17 protein-coding genes and 1 riboswitch are annotated in these 14,577 nt (G+C 34.0%); of the genes, 9 read left to right on the plus strand and 8 right to left on the minus strand.

Translation table 11 applies throughout. The features are described 5' to 3' along the window. The first annotated feature begins 1 nt into the window (after position 1). The 3 genes from xerC to uvrD all read left to right on the plus strand — a co-directional run bounded on the left by xerC (position 2) and on the right by uvrD (position 4,057). On the plus strand, positions 2-925 hold the full coding sequence (gene xerC / locus J3U59_RS04500) for a tyrosine recombinase XerC (protein WP_267333114.1): 924 nt from the start codon (positions 2-4) through the stop codon (positions 923-925). Then, the gene (gene yigB, locus J3U59_RS04505; protein WP_267333113.1) at positions 925-1,638 is read left to right on the plus strand and encodes a 5-amino-6-(5-phospho-D-ribitylamino)uracil phosphatase YigB; all 714 of its coding nucleotides are present in this window, start codon (positions 925-927) and stop codon (positions 1,636-1,638) included. Before xerC ends, yigB begins: the two co-directional genes overlap by 1 nt. A gap of 190 nt (positions 1,639-1,828) precedes the next feature. After that, positions 1,829-4,057 (plus strand): DNA helicase II, encoded by a 2,229-nt coding sequence (uvrD, locus tag J3U59_RS04510; protein ID WP_267333112.1) that lies wholly within the window; start codon positions 1,829-1,831, stop codon positions 4,055-4,057. A gap of 63 nt (positions 4,058-4,120) precedes the next feature. On the opposite strand, the gene cyaY is transcribed toward uvrD, so the two are convergent. The 6 genes from cyaY to J3U59_RS04540 form a co-directional block, all read right to left on the minus strand. Beyond that, entirely contained in the window at positions 4,121-4,432 is a 312-nt protein-coding gene (cyaY, locus tag J3U59_RS04515) for an iron donor protein CyaY (RefSeq protein WP_267333111.1), read from the minus strand. Between the two features lie 91 nt (positions 4,433-4,523). Further along, positions 4,524-5,051 carry a surface-adhesin E family protein gene (locus J3U59_RS04520; protein WP_267333110.1) on the minus strand — a complete coding sequence of 176 codons (528 nt, stop codon included), beginning with the start codon at positions 5,049-5,051 and terminating at the stop codon, positions 4,524-4,526. Beyond that, positions 5,052-5,849 (minus strand): hypothetical protein, encoded by a 798-nt coding sequence (locus J3U59_RS04525; protein WP_267333109.1) that lies wholly within the window; start codon positions 5,847-5,849, stop codon positions 5,052-5,054. A gap of 72 nt (positions 5,850-5,921) precedes the next feature. Beyond that, positions 5,922-6,557 (minus strand): thiamine diphosphokinase, encoded by a 636-nt coding sequence (locus J3U59_RS04530; protein ID WP_267333108.1) that lies wholly within the window; start codon positions 6,555-6,557, stop codon positions 5,922-5,924. Positions 6,558-6,574: 17 nt separating this feature from the next. Beyond that, positions 6,575-7,036, minus strand: coding sequence for a ribosomal protein S18-alanine N-acetyltransferase (gene rimI, locus J3U59_RS04535; protein WP_267333107.1), 462 nt, complete (start codon positions 7,034-7,036; stop codon positions 6,575-6,577). Further along, entirely contained in the window at positions 7,005-7,412 is a 408-nt protein-coding gene (locus tag J3U59_RS04540) for a DNA polymerase III subunit psi (RefSeq protein WP_267333106.1), read from the minus strand. Before J3U59_RS04540 ends, rimI begins: the two co-directional genes overlap by 32 nt. 90 nt (positions 7,413-7,502) lie before the next feature. Between J3U59_RS04540 and rsmC the strand changes: the two genes are divergently transcribed. Continuing rightward, positions 7,503-8,543: a 16S rRNA (guanine(1207)-N(2))-methyltransferase RsmC gene (rsmC, locus tag J3U59_RS04545; RefSeq protein WP_267333105.1), complete on the plus strand. Its 1,041-nt coding sequence runs from the start codon at positions 7,503-7,505 to the stop codon at positions 8,541-8,543. 41 nt (positions 8,544-8,584) lie between these two features. Here the strand turns inward: rsmC and hemN are convergent, their stop codons facing one another. Together hemN and yihI are read right to left on the minus strand one after the other, a co-directional pair. Next, entirely contained in the window at positions 8,585-9,988 is a 1,404-nt protein-coding gene (gene hemN / locus J3U59_RS04550) for an oxygen-independent coproporphyrinogen III oxidase (protein ID WP_267333104.1), read from the minus strand. 289 nt (positions 9,989-10,277) lie between these two features. Beyond that, a complete protein-coding gene (gene yihI / locus J3U59_RS04555; protein WP_267333103.1) occupies positions 10,278-10,772 on the minus strand; it encodes a Der GTPase-activating protein YihI in 495 nt (164 codons plus the stop codon). Between the two features lie 170 nt (positions 10,773-10,942). On the opposite strand from yihI, the gene coaA reads away from it, so the two are divergent. From coaA to J3U59_RS04580, 5 genes are all read left to right on the plus strand, one after another. Further along, entirely contained in the window at positions 10,943-11,878 is a 936-nt protein-coding gene (gene coaA / locus J3U59_RS04560; protein ID WP_267333102.1) for a type I pantothenate kinase, read from the plus strand. Between the two features lie 18 nt (positions 11,879-11,896). Then, positions 11,897-12,349 (plus strand): DUF1090 domain-containing protein, encoded by a 453-nt coding sequence (locus J3U59_RS04565; RefSeq protein WP_267333101.1) that lies wholly within the window; start codon positions 11,897-11,899, stop codon positions 12,347-12,349. Positions 12,350-12,472: 123 nt separating this feature from the next. Further along, positions 12,473-12,517: riboswitch (PreQ1 riboswitch) on the plus strand. A gap of 4 nt (positions 12,518-12,521) precedes the next feature. Continuing rightward, on the plus strand, positions 12,522-12,995 hold the full coding sequence (gene queF / locus J3U59_RS04570) for a preQ(1) synthase (protein WP_065633549.1): 474 nt from the start codon (positions 12,522-12,524) through the stop codon (positions 12,993-12,995). A 15-nt stretch (positions 12,996-13,010) separates the two neighbouring features. Then, entirely contained in the window at positions 13,011-13,688 is a 678-nt protein-coding gene (queC, locus tag J3U59_RS04575; protein WP_255307649.1) for a 7-cyano-7-deazaguanine synthase QueC, read from the plus strand. Between the two features lie 42 nt (positions 13,689-13,730). Beyond that, positions 13,731-14,402, plus strand: coding sequence for a 7-cyano-7-deazaguanine/7-aminomethyl-7-deazaguanine transporter (locus J3U59_RS04580; protein WP_267333100.1), 672 nt, complete (start codon positions 13,731-13,733; stop codon positions 14,400-14,402). Positions 14,403-14,577 lie beyond the last annotated feature (175 nt).

Here is a 14,577-nt window from a genome sequence, read left to right on the forward strand (position 1 = left end):
TATGAATCTTTCATCTCAAAAAAATGTCGATTTATTAACTCAGCCAGTCGAACAGTTTTTAAATTATATCAAATCAGAAAAGCAACTTAGTTTAAATACTCAAATTAATTATAAACGTCAACTCTATGCACTGATTTCATTAGCGCAAGAAATCGAACTGATTAAGTGGCAAGATTTAGATTCATCGGCAGTAAGATTATTAATTAGCCGAAGTAAACGCACTGGTTTACAGGCTAGAAGCTTATCTTTAAGATTATCTGCCTTACGAAGTTTTTGTGATTGGATGGTAAAAAATGAACTTATTGTCGCCAATCCTGCACGCGGTGTGTTAAATCCTAAAGTAGGGCAACATTTGCCTAAAAATATTGATATTGATGAGATTAATCAACTCTTGGATATAGAATACAACGATCCGTTGTCAGTACGAGACCGAGCCATGCTTGAGCTTATGTATGGTTCGGGTTTACGACTTTCTGAACTCGTTAATCTTAATTGCCGGCAGTTAAATTTAAATGATGCTGAAATAAAAGTGATGGGAAAGGGCAGCAAAGAGCGTAAATTGCCATTAGGTCGAGAGTCGATAAAATGGATCAAGCATTGGTTATCGATGCGTGATTTTTTAGAACCGCAAGATGATGCTCTGTTCATTTCTAAATTAGGTAAACGCATATCCCCCCGCAACGTAGAAAAACGATTTGCACAATGGGGAGTTAAACAAGGTTTAAGCGTTCATGTGCACCCGCATAAATTACGTCACTCATTTGCCACTCATATGTTAGAATCAAGTGGTGATTTAAGAGCTGTACAAGAATTGCTTGGTCACGCTGATTTGTCAACAACACAAGTTTATACGCATTTGGATTTTTCACATTTGGCAGAAGTTTATGATTCTGCACACCCCAGAGCGAAAAGAGGAAGTAAATAATGCATTTTTACCGTTCAATTAATTCTATTAAAGCCATTACTTTCGATCTTGACGATACACTGTATGACAATAGTACAATTGTTGAAAAATCTGAACAAGAAATGATAAAAACGCTGCATATTTGTCCTCAATTACAGAATGTGACTTTAACTGATTTTCATGTCGAAAAAAATGGTGTGTTATCAGCCAATCCAGAAATTTATCACGATGTGATTATTTGGCGAATTGAGACAATTAAATCGCTTTGTATTAAAGCCAAAATTTCAACCGCTAAGATTGCACAGATAGTTGATGATGCAATGACAACGTTTAATTTTTGGCGCCATACAATGAATGTTCCTCAATCTTCGCACACTTTATTAGCTTTGTTAGCAACAAAATTTCCTTTAGCTGTGATTACTAATGGAAACGTTGACATTAACAAAATCGGTTTAGGTGACTATTTTCAATTTTCCCTTCGTGGTGGTGCTAATGGTCGTTCTAAGCCTTTTCCTGAAATTTTCAATTTAGCCGCCGATAGGCTAGCGCTACCGGCTGGTAATATTTTACATGTTGGTGATAATTTAATAACTGATGTTAATGGCGCGGTTAATAATGGATTTTTAGGGTGCTGGCTAAATATTTTTGATCAAGATATTTTGCAGCTTACCGATGCAAGATGTTTACCTCATATTGAGATAACACAATTGCCTGAATTAGAGAATCTGATATAATTCTTGCAAAGTCTGTATAAATAGACAGTAAAGCTGACAGTAATTATAAATTACTGTGATTTAAAACCTATCTTTTATCCTATTTGCTTATCGTCTACATACGACATCTAAAAAATAATGAAAGAATGAATAATGTATATAAAATTGATACCGGTTACCGGTTTGTATTATCAAAATGGGTTAATTTATAATGGAAATTAGACAATCATTATTAGACGACCTAAATACCGAACAAAAAAATGCAGTGACTACTGATAACCAATATACCGTTGTGTTAGCAGGTGCGGGAAGTGGGAAAACTCGCGTTTTGGTTCATCGTATTGCTTGGCTCTGCATGGAAAAACAATACCCTTCTAATTCAATTTTTGCCGTTACCTTTACCAATAAAGCTGCCGCAGAAATGCAAGAGCGTATCGAAGCATTAGTTGGAGAAGGGTACTTTAGTGGTATGTGGATTGGTACCTTTCATGGATTAACACACCGATTATTACGTATGTTTGCCCAGCAAGCTAAGTTGCCGTCGAATTTTCAATTGATTGACTCTGAAGATCAAATTCGGCTTATCAAACGCATTTTTCGAGAATTGAAAATTGATGAAAAACAGTGGTCGGCAAAAGAGTGCGCTGCGTTTATATCAAACCAAAAAGAAAAAGGTTTTCGTGCTAATGATATCACGCCTGAAGATCCTAAACAAATCATGTGGCAAACCATCTATCGCGATTATCAAGCTATTTGTGATAGAGTAGGATATGTTGATTTTTCAGAATTAATTTTAAGAGTTTACGAATTACTTTGCCAAAATGATGATGTGTTAAATTATTGTCATCACCGTTTTTCCAATATTTTGATTGATGAATTTCAAGACACTAATTTGATTCAATACCGATTAGTGCGAAAACTGGCTGGTCATACTGCCAATGTTATGATTGTTGGTGATGACGATCAATCTATCTATAGCTGGCGAGGCGCGAATGCTGACAATTTACAATTATTTATTCATGATTATCCAGATTCTGACATTATCCGTTTAGAGCAAAATTACCGTTCAACAAGTAATATATTAGATGCAGCCAATATATTAATCGCTAAAAACCAAAATAGACTCGGTAAAAATTTATGGACAGATAGTGGTGATGGCGAAAAAATCTCACTTTATGTTGGTTTTAATGACATTGATGAAGCCCGATTTGTAGTTGGTCAAATAAAAAAACACCATGAAAATGGTGAAAACTACGCGAGTTGTGCCATATTATATCGAAACAACGTGCAATCACGAATTTTTGAAGATACGTTATTGCAATCAGGCGTGCCTTACCAAATTTATGGTTCTATTCGCTTTTATGAGCGGCAAGAAGTCAAATTGGCTTTAGCTTATTTACGATTATTACATGACCATAATAATGACATGGCTTTTGAAACTACGATAAATACCCCTACAAGAGGTATTGGCAATGTCACGCTTGATAAAGTCAGGCTAACAGCTAAGCAACATAGTCTTTCATTATGGGATGCTTGCTTAATGTTAATCCAAAGTAATTCGCTAACTGAACGTCAGCGTTCAGGACTCAGTCGCTTTTTACAATTGATGGATTCAATCTATGATGAAGTCGGTTTGTTACCTTTTTATAAACAGCTTGATGTCATGATTCGTTTATCTGGTTTACAGCAAATGTATGAGCAAGAGCCAGGAATAAAAGGTCAATCAAGATTAGAAAACCTTGAAGAACTGGTTTCGGCAGCAGAACAGTTTTTTAAAATCAATGAAAATACTGTAATTGAAGATAGCCAAACCGGTAAAACATTAACAGTATTAGAGTCATTTTTAGCTTTTACCTCACTTGAAAGCCGTGATGTGATTAAAGAGCAAGATTCTGTTCAACTAATGACACTCCACGCTGCTAAAGGACTGGAGTTTGATAATGTGTTTATCGTTGGCTTAGAAGAAGGCATATTCCCAGCACAACGCTCTATTAAAGATAATGATAAAATGGAAGAAGAGCGCCGTTTGGCATACGTTGGTATTACTCGAGCTCGAAAACATTTAACGTTAACGTTATGTGAATTAAGACGACTTTATGGGCGTGAAGAACGTAACTTACCATCACGTTTTTTGAGTGAATTACCGGTTGAAAACCTTAATGAGGTCAGTTATCGAGGTATGATAACTTCATCAGAATTTAAATCTGATGATTTAAGTCATGATGCACAATTTTATCAAGAACGTAAAAAGTCTTACCTTGAAAAGCAACGTGAAAGTGATGGTTATGTATTAGGTCGCAAGGTTAAACATCAACGATTTGGTGAAGGTACAATCATTAATTTAGATGGTGAAGGCGATCATAGACGAGTGCAGATTGCTTTTATTAATGAAGGAATAAAATGGTTAGTGGTTAAACTGGCAAATCTTACATTACTATAAAAAGTTTAAAAATTCTGATTCAACAAGGACAAAGTGCAATATTTAGCCTTGTTGAATTACACTTTACAACCTTGCTTGTTCTTGTACTGATTCGGTAAAAATTTTATCAAAAGATTGATCTGTACGATTACAAATCCATTGCTTATTGACATAATCAAAATGGTATCCTTGTTTAGCTGTAGCTAACCAAATTTGGAAAAGCGGCTCTTGAGTATTGACAATAATTTTACTGTGATTAGGAAAACTGATCGTAATAACATTGCCATTAGTTTCGTAGTCAATATCTATGTCTTGTTCGTCAGCAAATTTATCTAAAAAAAGCTCGATCTGATTATAAAGTTGATCGGTAATAGTATGAAATTCGGTTATATTCATAGAAAAATAATCTAAATAGACAATGAAAAGATTTTAACATAAACCCTATTAACCTGCCACAATCAAGTGGCAGTCAAATAGTTATCTGTATTTATTCAGTAATAGGTAAAGAGCAGGCAACAATGAGTAATCGGCGTAGTTCATCGTCATTATTTGTCATTGCGACCCAGCGGTTAGGAGTATCATTAGTACCGATTAAATCACCTTCGCCGAAGTAATTTGCAAATAACTGTATATTTCCTTTAGCCATCTCCATTTTGTCACAATTTGCAAATTGTTCAATGACTAATGAGCGATATGAAATTTTATTACCATCACTATTATCTTGTTCGATTGCTGGCGTATAGTTGACAATTTGCGAAAATACTCGAATTCGTTTGTTGTAAGGGTGGAGGGCAATAGATGTTCTATCAATGAATGAATAACCAGTAGATTTGTCGTCTTTAGATTTACTTATCGAAATAAATTGCTGACCAACGCGTTCATTATGTAAAATTTCATTTACGTCTGATGTTGTTTTTTCGTCAACAGTATCATTGATTGGTGCTATTTTAGTATCGACACTATTACCAAACGCAGAAAAAGAAGACAGAATCAATAATAAATATAATTTTTTCATTTAAATCTTATCCCCGCCTTTTGATTTATTTTCTTTTGATGTTTTACTCATGTCTTTCTTTTGTTGAGATTTTAGATTTTCTTCATTCTCTTTTTGTTTTTTTAGCTTATAAGCTTTAATTTTTTCTTGACGTTTAGCTTCAATTTTAGCATCTAAGGGTTTCATGTCTGGGCGAGTTAAATAAAGAATATCTTTTTCTATATCGCCTTGAATTGAACAAGCTATTCGGCTCTGATTATCGGCAATATTTTCTAAATAAAGTGATTTTTCAACCGTCCAAAGTCGTGGAATAACCATATCAATTGAGTATGGGTTATCCTGCCAAAGAAGGGCTTTATTTTTTTGATCATAAATTTTAGGATTAGCGATATAGACTTGATTATTGTAAGGTAACCAGTTGAGGTTTTTTAAATTATTTTTAACTTCATCTAAATTATTATTAAAGATAAATCCCCAATAATAAAATTTGCCAGATAATGTAGTGGGTATATAGATGTTTTGATAACCAACTATTGTTAATCCTTTATATTTAATTGGTTTTTTCAACATTGTTGTATTGCTATTATCATATTCCATTGATTGAACGGGAATATAGGCAATATTTTCAAACGAATCTAAGTCGGCATATTGGCTAAAATATTTCTTATTTTTAGCTAACTGTTCAAAAAATTGACTGTCGCATTGAAGAAATGAATCAATTATCTCATCTGTGTTATTCTCTTTTGCTGCATTTTGTGCAATAACCATGCAAGAAAGTAATGAAGAGCAAATAAAAACCGAAAGTTTCTTTATAAGCATGGAGAGGATCCTTTTATAATAATTCTTCTGCCAATGTGTGTAAAGTATTGTAAAGTAATGTAAATAATGTTGTCAATCATCTGTATGTAAATCTTCAATGAAGATAAGTAAATTACCATTTTTAAATGATATTTTTACTAAATCACTGATTGCCTTATTTCGTAAACTCGTTAACTCGCCTAACTTCAACGTTGCATTAGTCAGCGGATATTGAACACCATCAATAGATAATTTGATTACTTTTGGAAAAGGCATCAATGAGATAATTCGATTTTTTATACCGGTGAGAACTTGCTGGTGTTTAGCAAAAAAGAAATGGCAATAATTATCATAAAAAGTGATATCAAATTGTTGATGATATTGTTTTGCAACTGATAAGTTACCTAAAAAATGATCACTAGCATGACCGCAGGCACCATACACAATAAAGCGTTTTATTCCTTTATCGGCTAAAAATAACATCGCTTTTTCAAAGTCAGTTTTATTTTGATCAGGAGTGTGAATCACTTGAGTCGTGTTTGGTGTGTTGCGATCACGGTGAAAACTATCTAAATCACCAATAATATAATTGGGAATGATTGAGGTTGATGATAAATAATTATGATATGCTCCGTCAGTTGCCGCTATACAGCAATAATTATCGCTAGTGTTAGGGTAGTGCTTTGGCGGCTCCCCATTAACAAATAGTAATGCGGTATGGTTTTGCATTCTTATATTCCTCTGTTTTATAAGGCTAATGTCAAAGCCATAATGATTGCATCTTCTTGTTTACCATCTGTAGTTGGATAATAATTTTTTCTAATCGTAATTTGATTAAAACCAAGTGAATGATACAACAAAATAGCGGCCTTATTTGATTGTCGAACTTCTAACCAAAGCGTGGTGATAGGGTTAGATGGGTTGATTGTCGTTAACTTGTCAATAAGGCAGTTGAGCAACGCTTTTGCTAATCCTTGTTTTCTAAACTTAGGATGTATCGCGATATTAAATAAGTTTGCTTCATCGGCCACTAATTGGCATATGCAAAATCCAATTATTTTGTTATTAATCGTGAGCTTCAAATTTAAATAATGATCGCCTTGGTTAGAGAAGAACGTCTGTTTAGACCATGCAATAGGATGGCAAAGTTGTTCTAATGCATAAGCTTCTGATAAATCATGCTTGTTTAGGATGGAAATAGTTTTCATATTGACATAATTGTTGCCAAAGCTGGCGTTTTTGTTGTGGTGCATTGGCTAAGGCATCTAAATTCGTTGTTTGAATCACTAACTGATTTTGCCACGATTCATCTGGTTGAATATCAATAAACCATACCACTTTATTTATTTCATTAGCAGGAATAATGAGTTGCGATGGCGTAAGCACCAATACGTGTTCAGTGCTAAGACTAATGGCATTTAAAATATCCTGATATATTTTTTGTGTTGGCTTTTGTTCTGCAACAACAATTAAGCGGATTTCATCACTAATATGTGTTGCAAGTTCACCTTTGAACGCCGCTGCATCACGCAAAACATATTGTGTGATATTACATTGCTTTAAATACCAATCTTGTTCAGTCATGATTAAGAAAGTGTTTTTTTGTTAGAGATTAAGGGACGTTAATTGTATAATCAACGGCTAAATTTATAAAGGTTTTTTCATTGAGGTAATATGGCAACATCTGCTTTTACACCAGCAAGTCAAGTAATAGAGCGACACGAGAGTATCTTTAACAATAAAAATGTTATCTTTGCTGGCGATATTCAAGACAGTTATCCGGCAAGTTTTTCGGCGCATAACATCAAAATTCATTGTTCTCAGTTTCATACCTATTTACGACTAAAAAATTACACCCATAAGGTCGAAACGCTTTTTGCTTTGCTACCTGATTCTACCTTTTACACAAACATGGATACGGTCATCTACTATTGGCCAAAAACAAAAAGTGAAGCGCAGTTTCAGTTGTCTTACTTATTACATAACATGGCTAAAGGGAGTGATATTTTTATTGTTGGTGAAAACCGCTCAGGGATTAAAAGTGTTGAAGCTTTGTTAAATGAGTTTGGTTCCATCCAAAAAATAGATAGTGCCAGACGTTGCAGTTTATATCATTTTCAAGCCGATCATCGTTTGGCCTTTGAGTTTGAAAAATGGTGGTTGAGCTATCATTTAACAATCGATAATCACGACATTGAAGTGAAAAGTTTACCAGGCGTATTTAGCCAAAAAGGGTTAGATGCGGGTAGTGAATTGCTATTAAATGCATTGATGGAACATGCAGACATTGTTAAAGGACATGTTTTAGATGTCGGATGTGGCTCGGGTATTTTGGCAACAGTGCTTGCTAAATTATATCCTGATATTACGTTAACACTGTCTGACGTTAATAGTGCGGCATTAGAATCAAGCAAAGCAACGTTAGCGAGTAATCATTTATCAGCCAGTGTTGTTGCCAGTGATGTTTTTTCTAATTTGAATGATAAATACCATTTGATTATATCAAATCCGCCTTTTCATGACGGCAAGCAGACCGATTATACTGCGGTTAATGCTTTAATTAGCCAAGCCAAAAAACATCTAAAATTGAATGGTTATTTGTGTATAGTAGCAAACTCATTTTTACCCTATCAAACGATTTTAAATGACACGTTTAAAAGTGTAGAAGTGATAGCACAAACGACAAAATTTAAAGTCTATTTAGCCAGTCATTAATAAGTAATGATAATCGAATATTCATGCGTGAGTAAAGTGAACTAGATCACGCGTGAGAATTGTTGCTGTCTTGCCATACGGCGCATATAACTATCAAAACACATACATATATTACGAATTAATAAATGTCCTTTGGGTTGTACAACAATGGTATCATCACTAATCATGACCAGACCATCTTGTTGTAATGGTTTGAGTAACGATAAGTCTTGCGCAAAATAATCATCGAACTGAATAGTAAATTTTTGCTCTATTTGTTTTTTGTCTAAATAAAAATGACAAATAAGCTGTTTAATCACATCACGCCGAATAATATCATCATTATTTAAATTAAAGCCTTTCCATAAACCATTGCCAGTTTGTTCAACTTGGTTTTGATAAATTTTTAGATCTTTTTGATTTTGCGCATAACTATCACCCAGCATGCTAATTGCCGATACACCAAGTCCCAATAAATCAGCATCACCTTGCGTGGTATAACCTTGAAAATTGCGGTGCAATTTATTTTGCTGCTGCGCGATTGCCAGTTCATCAGTGGGTTTAGCAAAGTGATCCATACCGATAAATTGATAACCAGCTTGGGTTAATTTTTCGATACAGGTTTGTAAAATCTGCAATTTTTGATTAGCGTTAGGTAAATCCTGATCTTTGATCTTTCGCTGAGCGGCAAAACGACTAGGAAGATGAGCATAATTAAAGACACTCAATCGATCTGGTGAAATATCGATAACCTTATTTAAGGTTTCGGTAAAACTTTCTACTGTTTGTTTAGGTAATCCATAGATAAGATCCAAGCTAATTGAATGGAAATGATTTTTACGTGCTTGCTTAATTAATGAGCGGATTAGATTTTCATCTTGTTCACGATTAATTAAATTTTGAATTTCGTGATTAAAATCTTGAATTCCCATACTCAGTCGATTAAATCCGAGGCTAGCAAGATGATCAATAGTTTGAGGAGTAATTTCCCGTGGGTCAATTTCAATTGACAGTTCAGCATTTTGCGCAAAATTGAAATGCTTTCTTAGCGAAACAATCAGGCGGGTAATTTCATCGTTGGTCAAAAAGGTTGGGGTACCGCCGCCCCAATGCATTTGCGAGACAATACGGTTTTTGAATAGTTGTGATCGCTTTTCAATTTCAATATCGAGTATATCTAAATATTTAGTAACTTTTTGAGTCTGGCGGGTAACTAGTTTGTTACAACCACAAAAATAACAAAGCTTATGGCAAAAAGGGATATGAACATAAAGCGATAATGGTCTATCGGGATAACGATTGGCCGCCGCTAAAAAATCTTGGTCATTAAAATTTTCATTAAATTCGAGCGCTGTTGGGTATGATGTATATCTCGGACCAGAATAATTATATTTTTCAATTAATCTTTGATCCCATAATTGCGTTTGAATTTTATTATTATTTTTATTTAATTCGGCATCTAACATTGCTATTTCCATGATTTTTTTTTAATTGGTTTTTGTTTAGTTTTGATTTTGGTTCTATTTTTTATACGATTGGTTTTTTTTAAAAATAGTAACGTACAAATCAATAATCCAAAATATAAACTAAGCATTATTAGTAATGGCATTATGTTCTCATTATTTATCTAAGCTGATTTGTATTGAACAATACCGATTTTAAGATCATATCAATTAAAATCGCTGTATTTTAATTGATATGACTTAAATACTTTATAATCACATTCACGTCGGATTATGATCATTTAATCGATTTTTAATGACGTTTTAATAAATTGACGATATCGTCTTTCGCTTCATCTTGTTCATCATCAAAATCATCATCACTATAACCAAGCTGTTGCATCAGCTCTTCTATACGGTTTAGTTTGCTATCAAGGTATGACTGTTGCTCTTTGGTTAATTTACTATCACTTTCGACTAAATCAAGTAGTTGCTCTAATTTTGCATCATTTTCTAATTGTTCTAACTCTTCTTGAGGGGATAAGCGTTTTTTTATTGGTTTTGACTCTTTGACTAAAACAGGTTTGCTTGTTGCATCATCCGCAACTAAGGCAATTGGCTTTTTACTACCAATTCGCGGATCTTTAATGGTATTGGATGATTTTTTATGTTGATTGTTATCTTGACCATTAAAACGTGAACCGCTCGGTAAACCTTTATGTTTACGTTTGCGTTTCAGTTCACGCGACTCTTCATTTATTTCTTGACGGGTTTTTTTAGGTTTTAGCTTCGATTTAGTTTTTAACATATAATCTCAATTTTATATCCAAGTTAAATTTTACGTTTCATATTTTATCAGTAACTCATCCAGATAGCTACGATGAAGCATCAATGCTAATTTGTGATTGTAAAAAATAAGAATTATGTATAATCTGAACCGATTATTTTTGCATTAATCATCAAAGAGAAAAGTAAAATATGAAGAATCATTTGAGTCCTTATATGCAATTTAGCCGTAAAGAGTGGGCAAGTTTGCGTAATGCGGTACCAATGACTTTAACTTCCGAAGAATTAACTTCGTTACAAGGAATTAATGAAGATTTATCGATGGATGAGGTAAGTGAAATCTATTTGCCTTTATCTCGACTACTTAATTACTATATTAGTAATAGCCTTTCTAGGCAGGTTGTGTTATCAAAATTTTTAGGTAAAAGTCAGAAAATCCCTTATATTATTGGTATCGCAGGTAGTGTGGCTGTCGGTAAAAGCACCACTGCTCGAGTATTACAGGCGCTTTTGACACGTTGGCCTGAACATCGCAAAGTTGCATTGGTGACAACCGATGGATTTTTGTATCCAAATAAATGTCTTGAACAACGTGGAATAATGAATAAAAAAGGCTTTCCACAATCTTATGATATCAAAAAATTGATTAATTTTGTTGCTGACATTAAGTCAGGGCAAAAACAGGTCAGTGCCCCTGTTTATTCGCATTTAGTTTATGACATTGTCGAAAATGAAGAAATTATTATAGACAGTCCCGACATTTTAATTCTTGAAGGATTAAATGTTTTACAAGGTTTAGTCAATTATACTCAAGCTAACAATCGGGTATTTGTTTCTGATTATGTCGATTTTTCAATATATGTCGATGCACAATTACCGTTATTACATGATTGGTATGTCAATCGATTTTTGAAATTTAGAGCTGGGGCATTTAGTGATCCTAATTCCTATTTTCACCATTATTCACAGTTGCCAGAACAAGAAGCTGTGAATATTGCTAACCGCCTTTGGCGAGAAATTAATGAATTAAATTTGATCGAAAATATTTTGCCAACACGGGAACGAGCAAGTTTGATTCTAACCAAAGGGAAAGATCATAAAGTTGATTGTATACAACTGAGAAAATAAACAATTGGGGAAATGAATATGAAAAAAGTAATAAAGTTAGTCAGTAAATTAAGTATGTTGACTTTGGTCACAACCTGCTCAATGAACAGCTTTGCGCAAAATCATCAATCTGAAGGGCTAACTTGTGAAAGCAAAAAGCAGGCTATTCAAGCCGAAATTGAACAAGCTAAAAGCCATAATAACAGCCATAAAATTAACGGGCTTGAGAAAGCGCTTGATGAAGTTAATACGCATTGTAGTAATGCCGATTTAGAGTCAAAATATAAGCAAGATATTGCCGAAAAAACGGATAAAGTTGTTGAAAGAAAGAATGAATTAGCTCAAAAAACTGAAAAATACGCTAAAGATAGTAAAAAGTTCGATCAAGAAAAAATTGATAAGTTAAAAGCAAAAGTACAAAAAGCCGAACAAGAACTAGCGGATGCTAAACAAAAACTTGCTGATTATTATCAACAAGTAGCAGTTAAATAAATTGCTAACCTGCTTATTTTTTATCTTCACGCTATCAAGCTTAATATTGATAGCGTTTTTAACATCGCGTTAGACAGCTATTATCCTAGACTTTTGCCATTAAAAATAGTAAGGTGTGCGCCTTACTACGTGGTTCGTGAACCTCCCACGCTAAAAAACTAAGGAAAATTTAATGAGTAAAATTACACTACTTGGCGACCAATCTGTTCGCTATCCAACTGACTATTGTCCAAATATTTTGGAAACCTTTGATAATAAACATCCTGGTAATGATTATTTTGTTAAATTTAACTGCCCGGAATTTACCAGTCTTTGTCCGATAACCGGTCAACCTGATTTTGCTACGATTTATATTTCGTATGTACCAAATATTAAGATGGTTGAGAGTAAATCACTCAAACTGTATCTATTTAGCTTTCGTAATCATGGCGATTATCATGAAGATTGCATTAATATCATCATGAAAGATCTGATTAAGTTAATGGATCCTAAATATATTGAGGTTTGGGGAAAATTTACACCGCGCGGCGGTATCTCAATTGATCCTTATGCCAATTATGGTAAAGCTGGTACCAATTGGGAACAGATAGCGATGAACCGTTTGGCTAATCACGATCTCTATCCTGAAAAAGTTGATAATCGCTAATTTTTTGTCGAAAAAATCAAATCGGAACAGTTAAAAATGCAAAATCGTAAAGCACTAGTGATATTTTCTGGTGGGCAAGATTCTACCACCTGTTTACTGCAAGCCATTGCAGATTATGGACGTGAAAACGTCGAAACCATTAGTTTTCAATATGGACAACGACATGCCATTGAGCTTGAAAAAGCTAAATGGATTGCTGAAGATCTTGGTGTGAAACAAACCGTCATTGATACTTCAGTGATCAAACAAACGACCAATAATGCGTTGATTGATGACGCGCAGGAAATTAAAGCTGCCAAAGACGGGGATTATCCTAATACCTTTGTTGATGGGCGCAATATGTTATTTTTATTGTTAGCGGGCTGTTATGCCAAACAACACGGTATTAAAGATATTATTATTGGTGTATGTGAAACTGATTTTAGTGGTTATCCGGACTGTCGAGATATCTTTATCAAATCGATGAATGTGTCAATGAATTTAGCTATGGATTACGCTTTTAATATTAAAACGCCTTTAATGTATCTTACCAAAGCTCAAACATGGGAAATGGCTGATAAGTTAGGTTATTTGGATTATATCCGAAACCATACCCATACTTGCTATTATGGGGTAGAGGGTGGATGTGGTAAGTGTCCTAGCTGCATTCTTCGCGAGAAAGGTTTAAACCAATACCTTAATCATTCAAATTAATTGTCATACTGGGTTCACTCACCCCATAAAAAAGGAAAATTTATGTATCTGAACACGCATTCAGAGCAAACAAGCAAATTTACTCACACGCAACAAATGAAAGCCCTTGGCTGGCTTTCGTTTTTTCATATTTTGGTTATTGCTTCAAGTAATTATTTGGTGCAAATCCCGTTTGATATCTTCGGTTTTCATACCACTTGGGGCGCTTTTACCTTTCCATTTATCTTTCTGACTACCGATTTAACCATTCGGGTATTTGGTGCTAGCCTTGCCAGAAAAATTATCTTTGTTGTTATGATACCGGCATTACTGTTCTCTTATTCCATTTCGGTCGTATTTTTTGAAGGACATTGGATGGGATTTTCAGCTTTGTCTGATTTTAACAGTTTTGTTTTCCGTATTGCCTTAGCCAGTTTTGCCGCTTATTTAGTTGGGCAATTGATGGATATCACTGTGTTTAATTATTTACGTAAAAATAGAGCATGGTGGGTAGCACCTTCGGCATCAGCTGTATTAGGTAATGGTATTGATACTATTGTCTTTTTTGCGATCGCATTTTATAAAACGAGCGATGAGTTTATGGCAACGCATTGGGTTGAAATTGCCGCTATCGATTATAGTTTTAAAATTATTATCTGTGGCTTATTCTTTTTACCGCTTTATGGCATTATTTTGAACTTTATCTTAAAAAAATTAATTATCAAAACATCGTAAATCAGTTATTAATTATCGAATAATATTAGAAAATATAGATACTTAGAGCTTATTGACTTCATGATAAGTTCTAAATCTCATACGCCTCCTTCAATAACCTCATTCCGCTAATTTTTTTACTAATATGAAAAATTTATTTATCTCAAGATAGGCTAAAAATCTTGATAAAGATTCT

The organism is Gilliamella sp. B3783 (genome assembly GCF_026536125.1).
Taxonomy (GTDB): Bacteria; Pseudomonadota; Gammaproteobacteria; order Enterobacterales; family Orbaceae; genus Gilliamella.

What these genes read in the sequence shown, in the direction of transcription:
- xerC (WP_267333114.1), top strand. Translation starts at nt 2, where the DNA reads ATGAATCTTTCATCTCAAAAAAATGTCGATTTATTAACTCAGCCAGTC.
- yigB (WP_267333113.1), top strand. Translation starts at nt 925, where the DNA reads ATGCATTTTTACCGTTCAATTAATTCTATTAAAGCCATTACTTTCGAT.
- uvrD (WP_267333112.1), top strand. Translation starts at nt 1,829, where the DNA reads ATGGAAATTAGACAATCATTATTAGACGACCTAAATACCGAACAAAAA.
- cyaY (WP_267333111.1), bottom strand. Translation starts at nt 4,432, where the DNA reads ATGAATATAACCGAATTTCATACTATTACCGATCAACTTTATAATCAG.
- J3U59_RS04520 (WP_267333110.1), bottom strand. Translation starts at nt 5,051, where the DNA reads ATGAAAAAATTATATTTATTATTGATTCTGTCTTCTTTTTCTGCGTTT.
- J3U59_RS04525 (WP_267333109.1), bottom strand. Translation starts at nt 5,849, where the DNA reads ATGCTTATAAAGAAACTTTCGGTTTTTATTTGCTCTTCATTACTTTCT.
- J3U59_RS04530 (WP_267333108.1), bottom strand. Translation starts at nt 6,557, where the DNA reads ATGCAAAACCATACCGCATTACTATTTGTTAATGGGGAGCCGCCAAAG.
- rimI (WP_267333107.1), bottom strand. Translation starts at nt 7,036, where the DNA reads ATGAAAACTATTTCCATCCTAAACAAGCATGATTTATCAGAAGCTTAT.
- J3U59_RS04540 (WP_267333106.1), bottom strand. Translation starts at nt 7,412, where the DNA reads ATGACTGAACAAGATTGGTATTTAAAGCAATGTAATATCACACAATAT.
- rsmC (WP_267333105.1), top strand. Translation starts at nt 7,503, where the DNA reads ATGGCAACATCTGCTTTTACACCAGCAAGTCAAGTAATAGAGCGACAC.
- hemN (WP_267333104.1), bottom strand. Translation starts at nt 9,988, where the DNA reads ATGTTAGATGCCGAATTAAATAAAAATAATAATAAAATTCAAACGCAA.
- yihI (WP_267333103.1), bottom strand. Translation starts at nt 10,772, where the DNA reads ATGTTAAAAACTAAATCGAAGCTAAAACCTAAAAAAACCCGTCAAGAA.
- coaA (WP_267333102.1), top strand. Translation starts at nt 10,943, where the DNA reads ATGAAGAATCATTTGAGTCCTTATATGCAATTTAGCCGTAAAGAGTGG.
- J3U59_RS04565 (WP_267333101.1), top strand. Translation starts at nt 11,897, where the DNA reads ATGAAAAAAGTAATAAAGTTAGTCAGTAAATTAAGTATGTTGACTTTG.
- queF (WP_065633549.1), top strand. Translation starts at nt 12,522, where the DNA reads ATGAGTAAAATTACACTACTTGGCGACCAATCTGTTCGCTATCCAACT.
- J3U59_RS04580 (WP_267333100.1), top strand. Translation starts at nt 13,731, where the DNA reads ATGTATCTGAACACGCATTCAGAGCAAACAAGCAAATTTACTCACACG.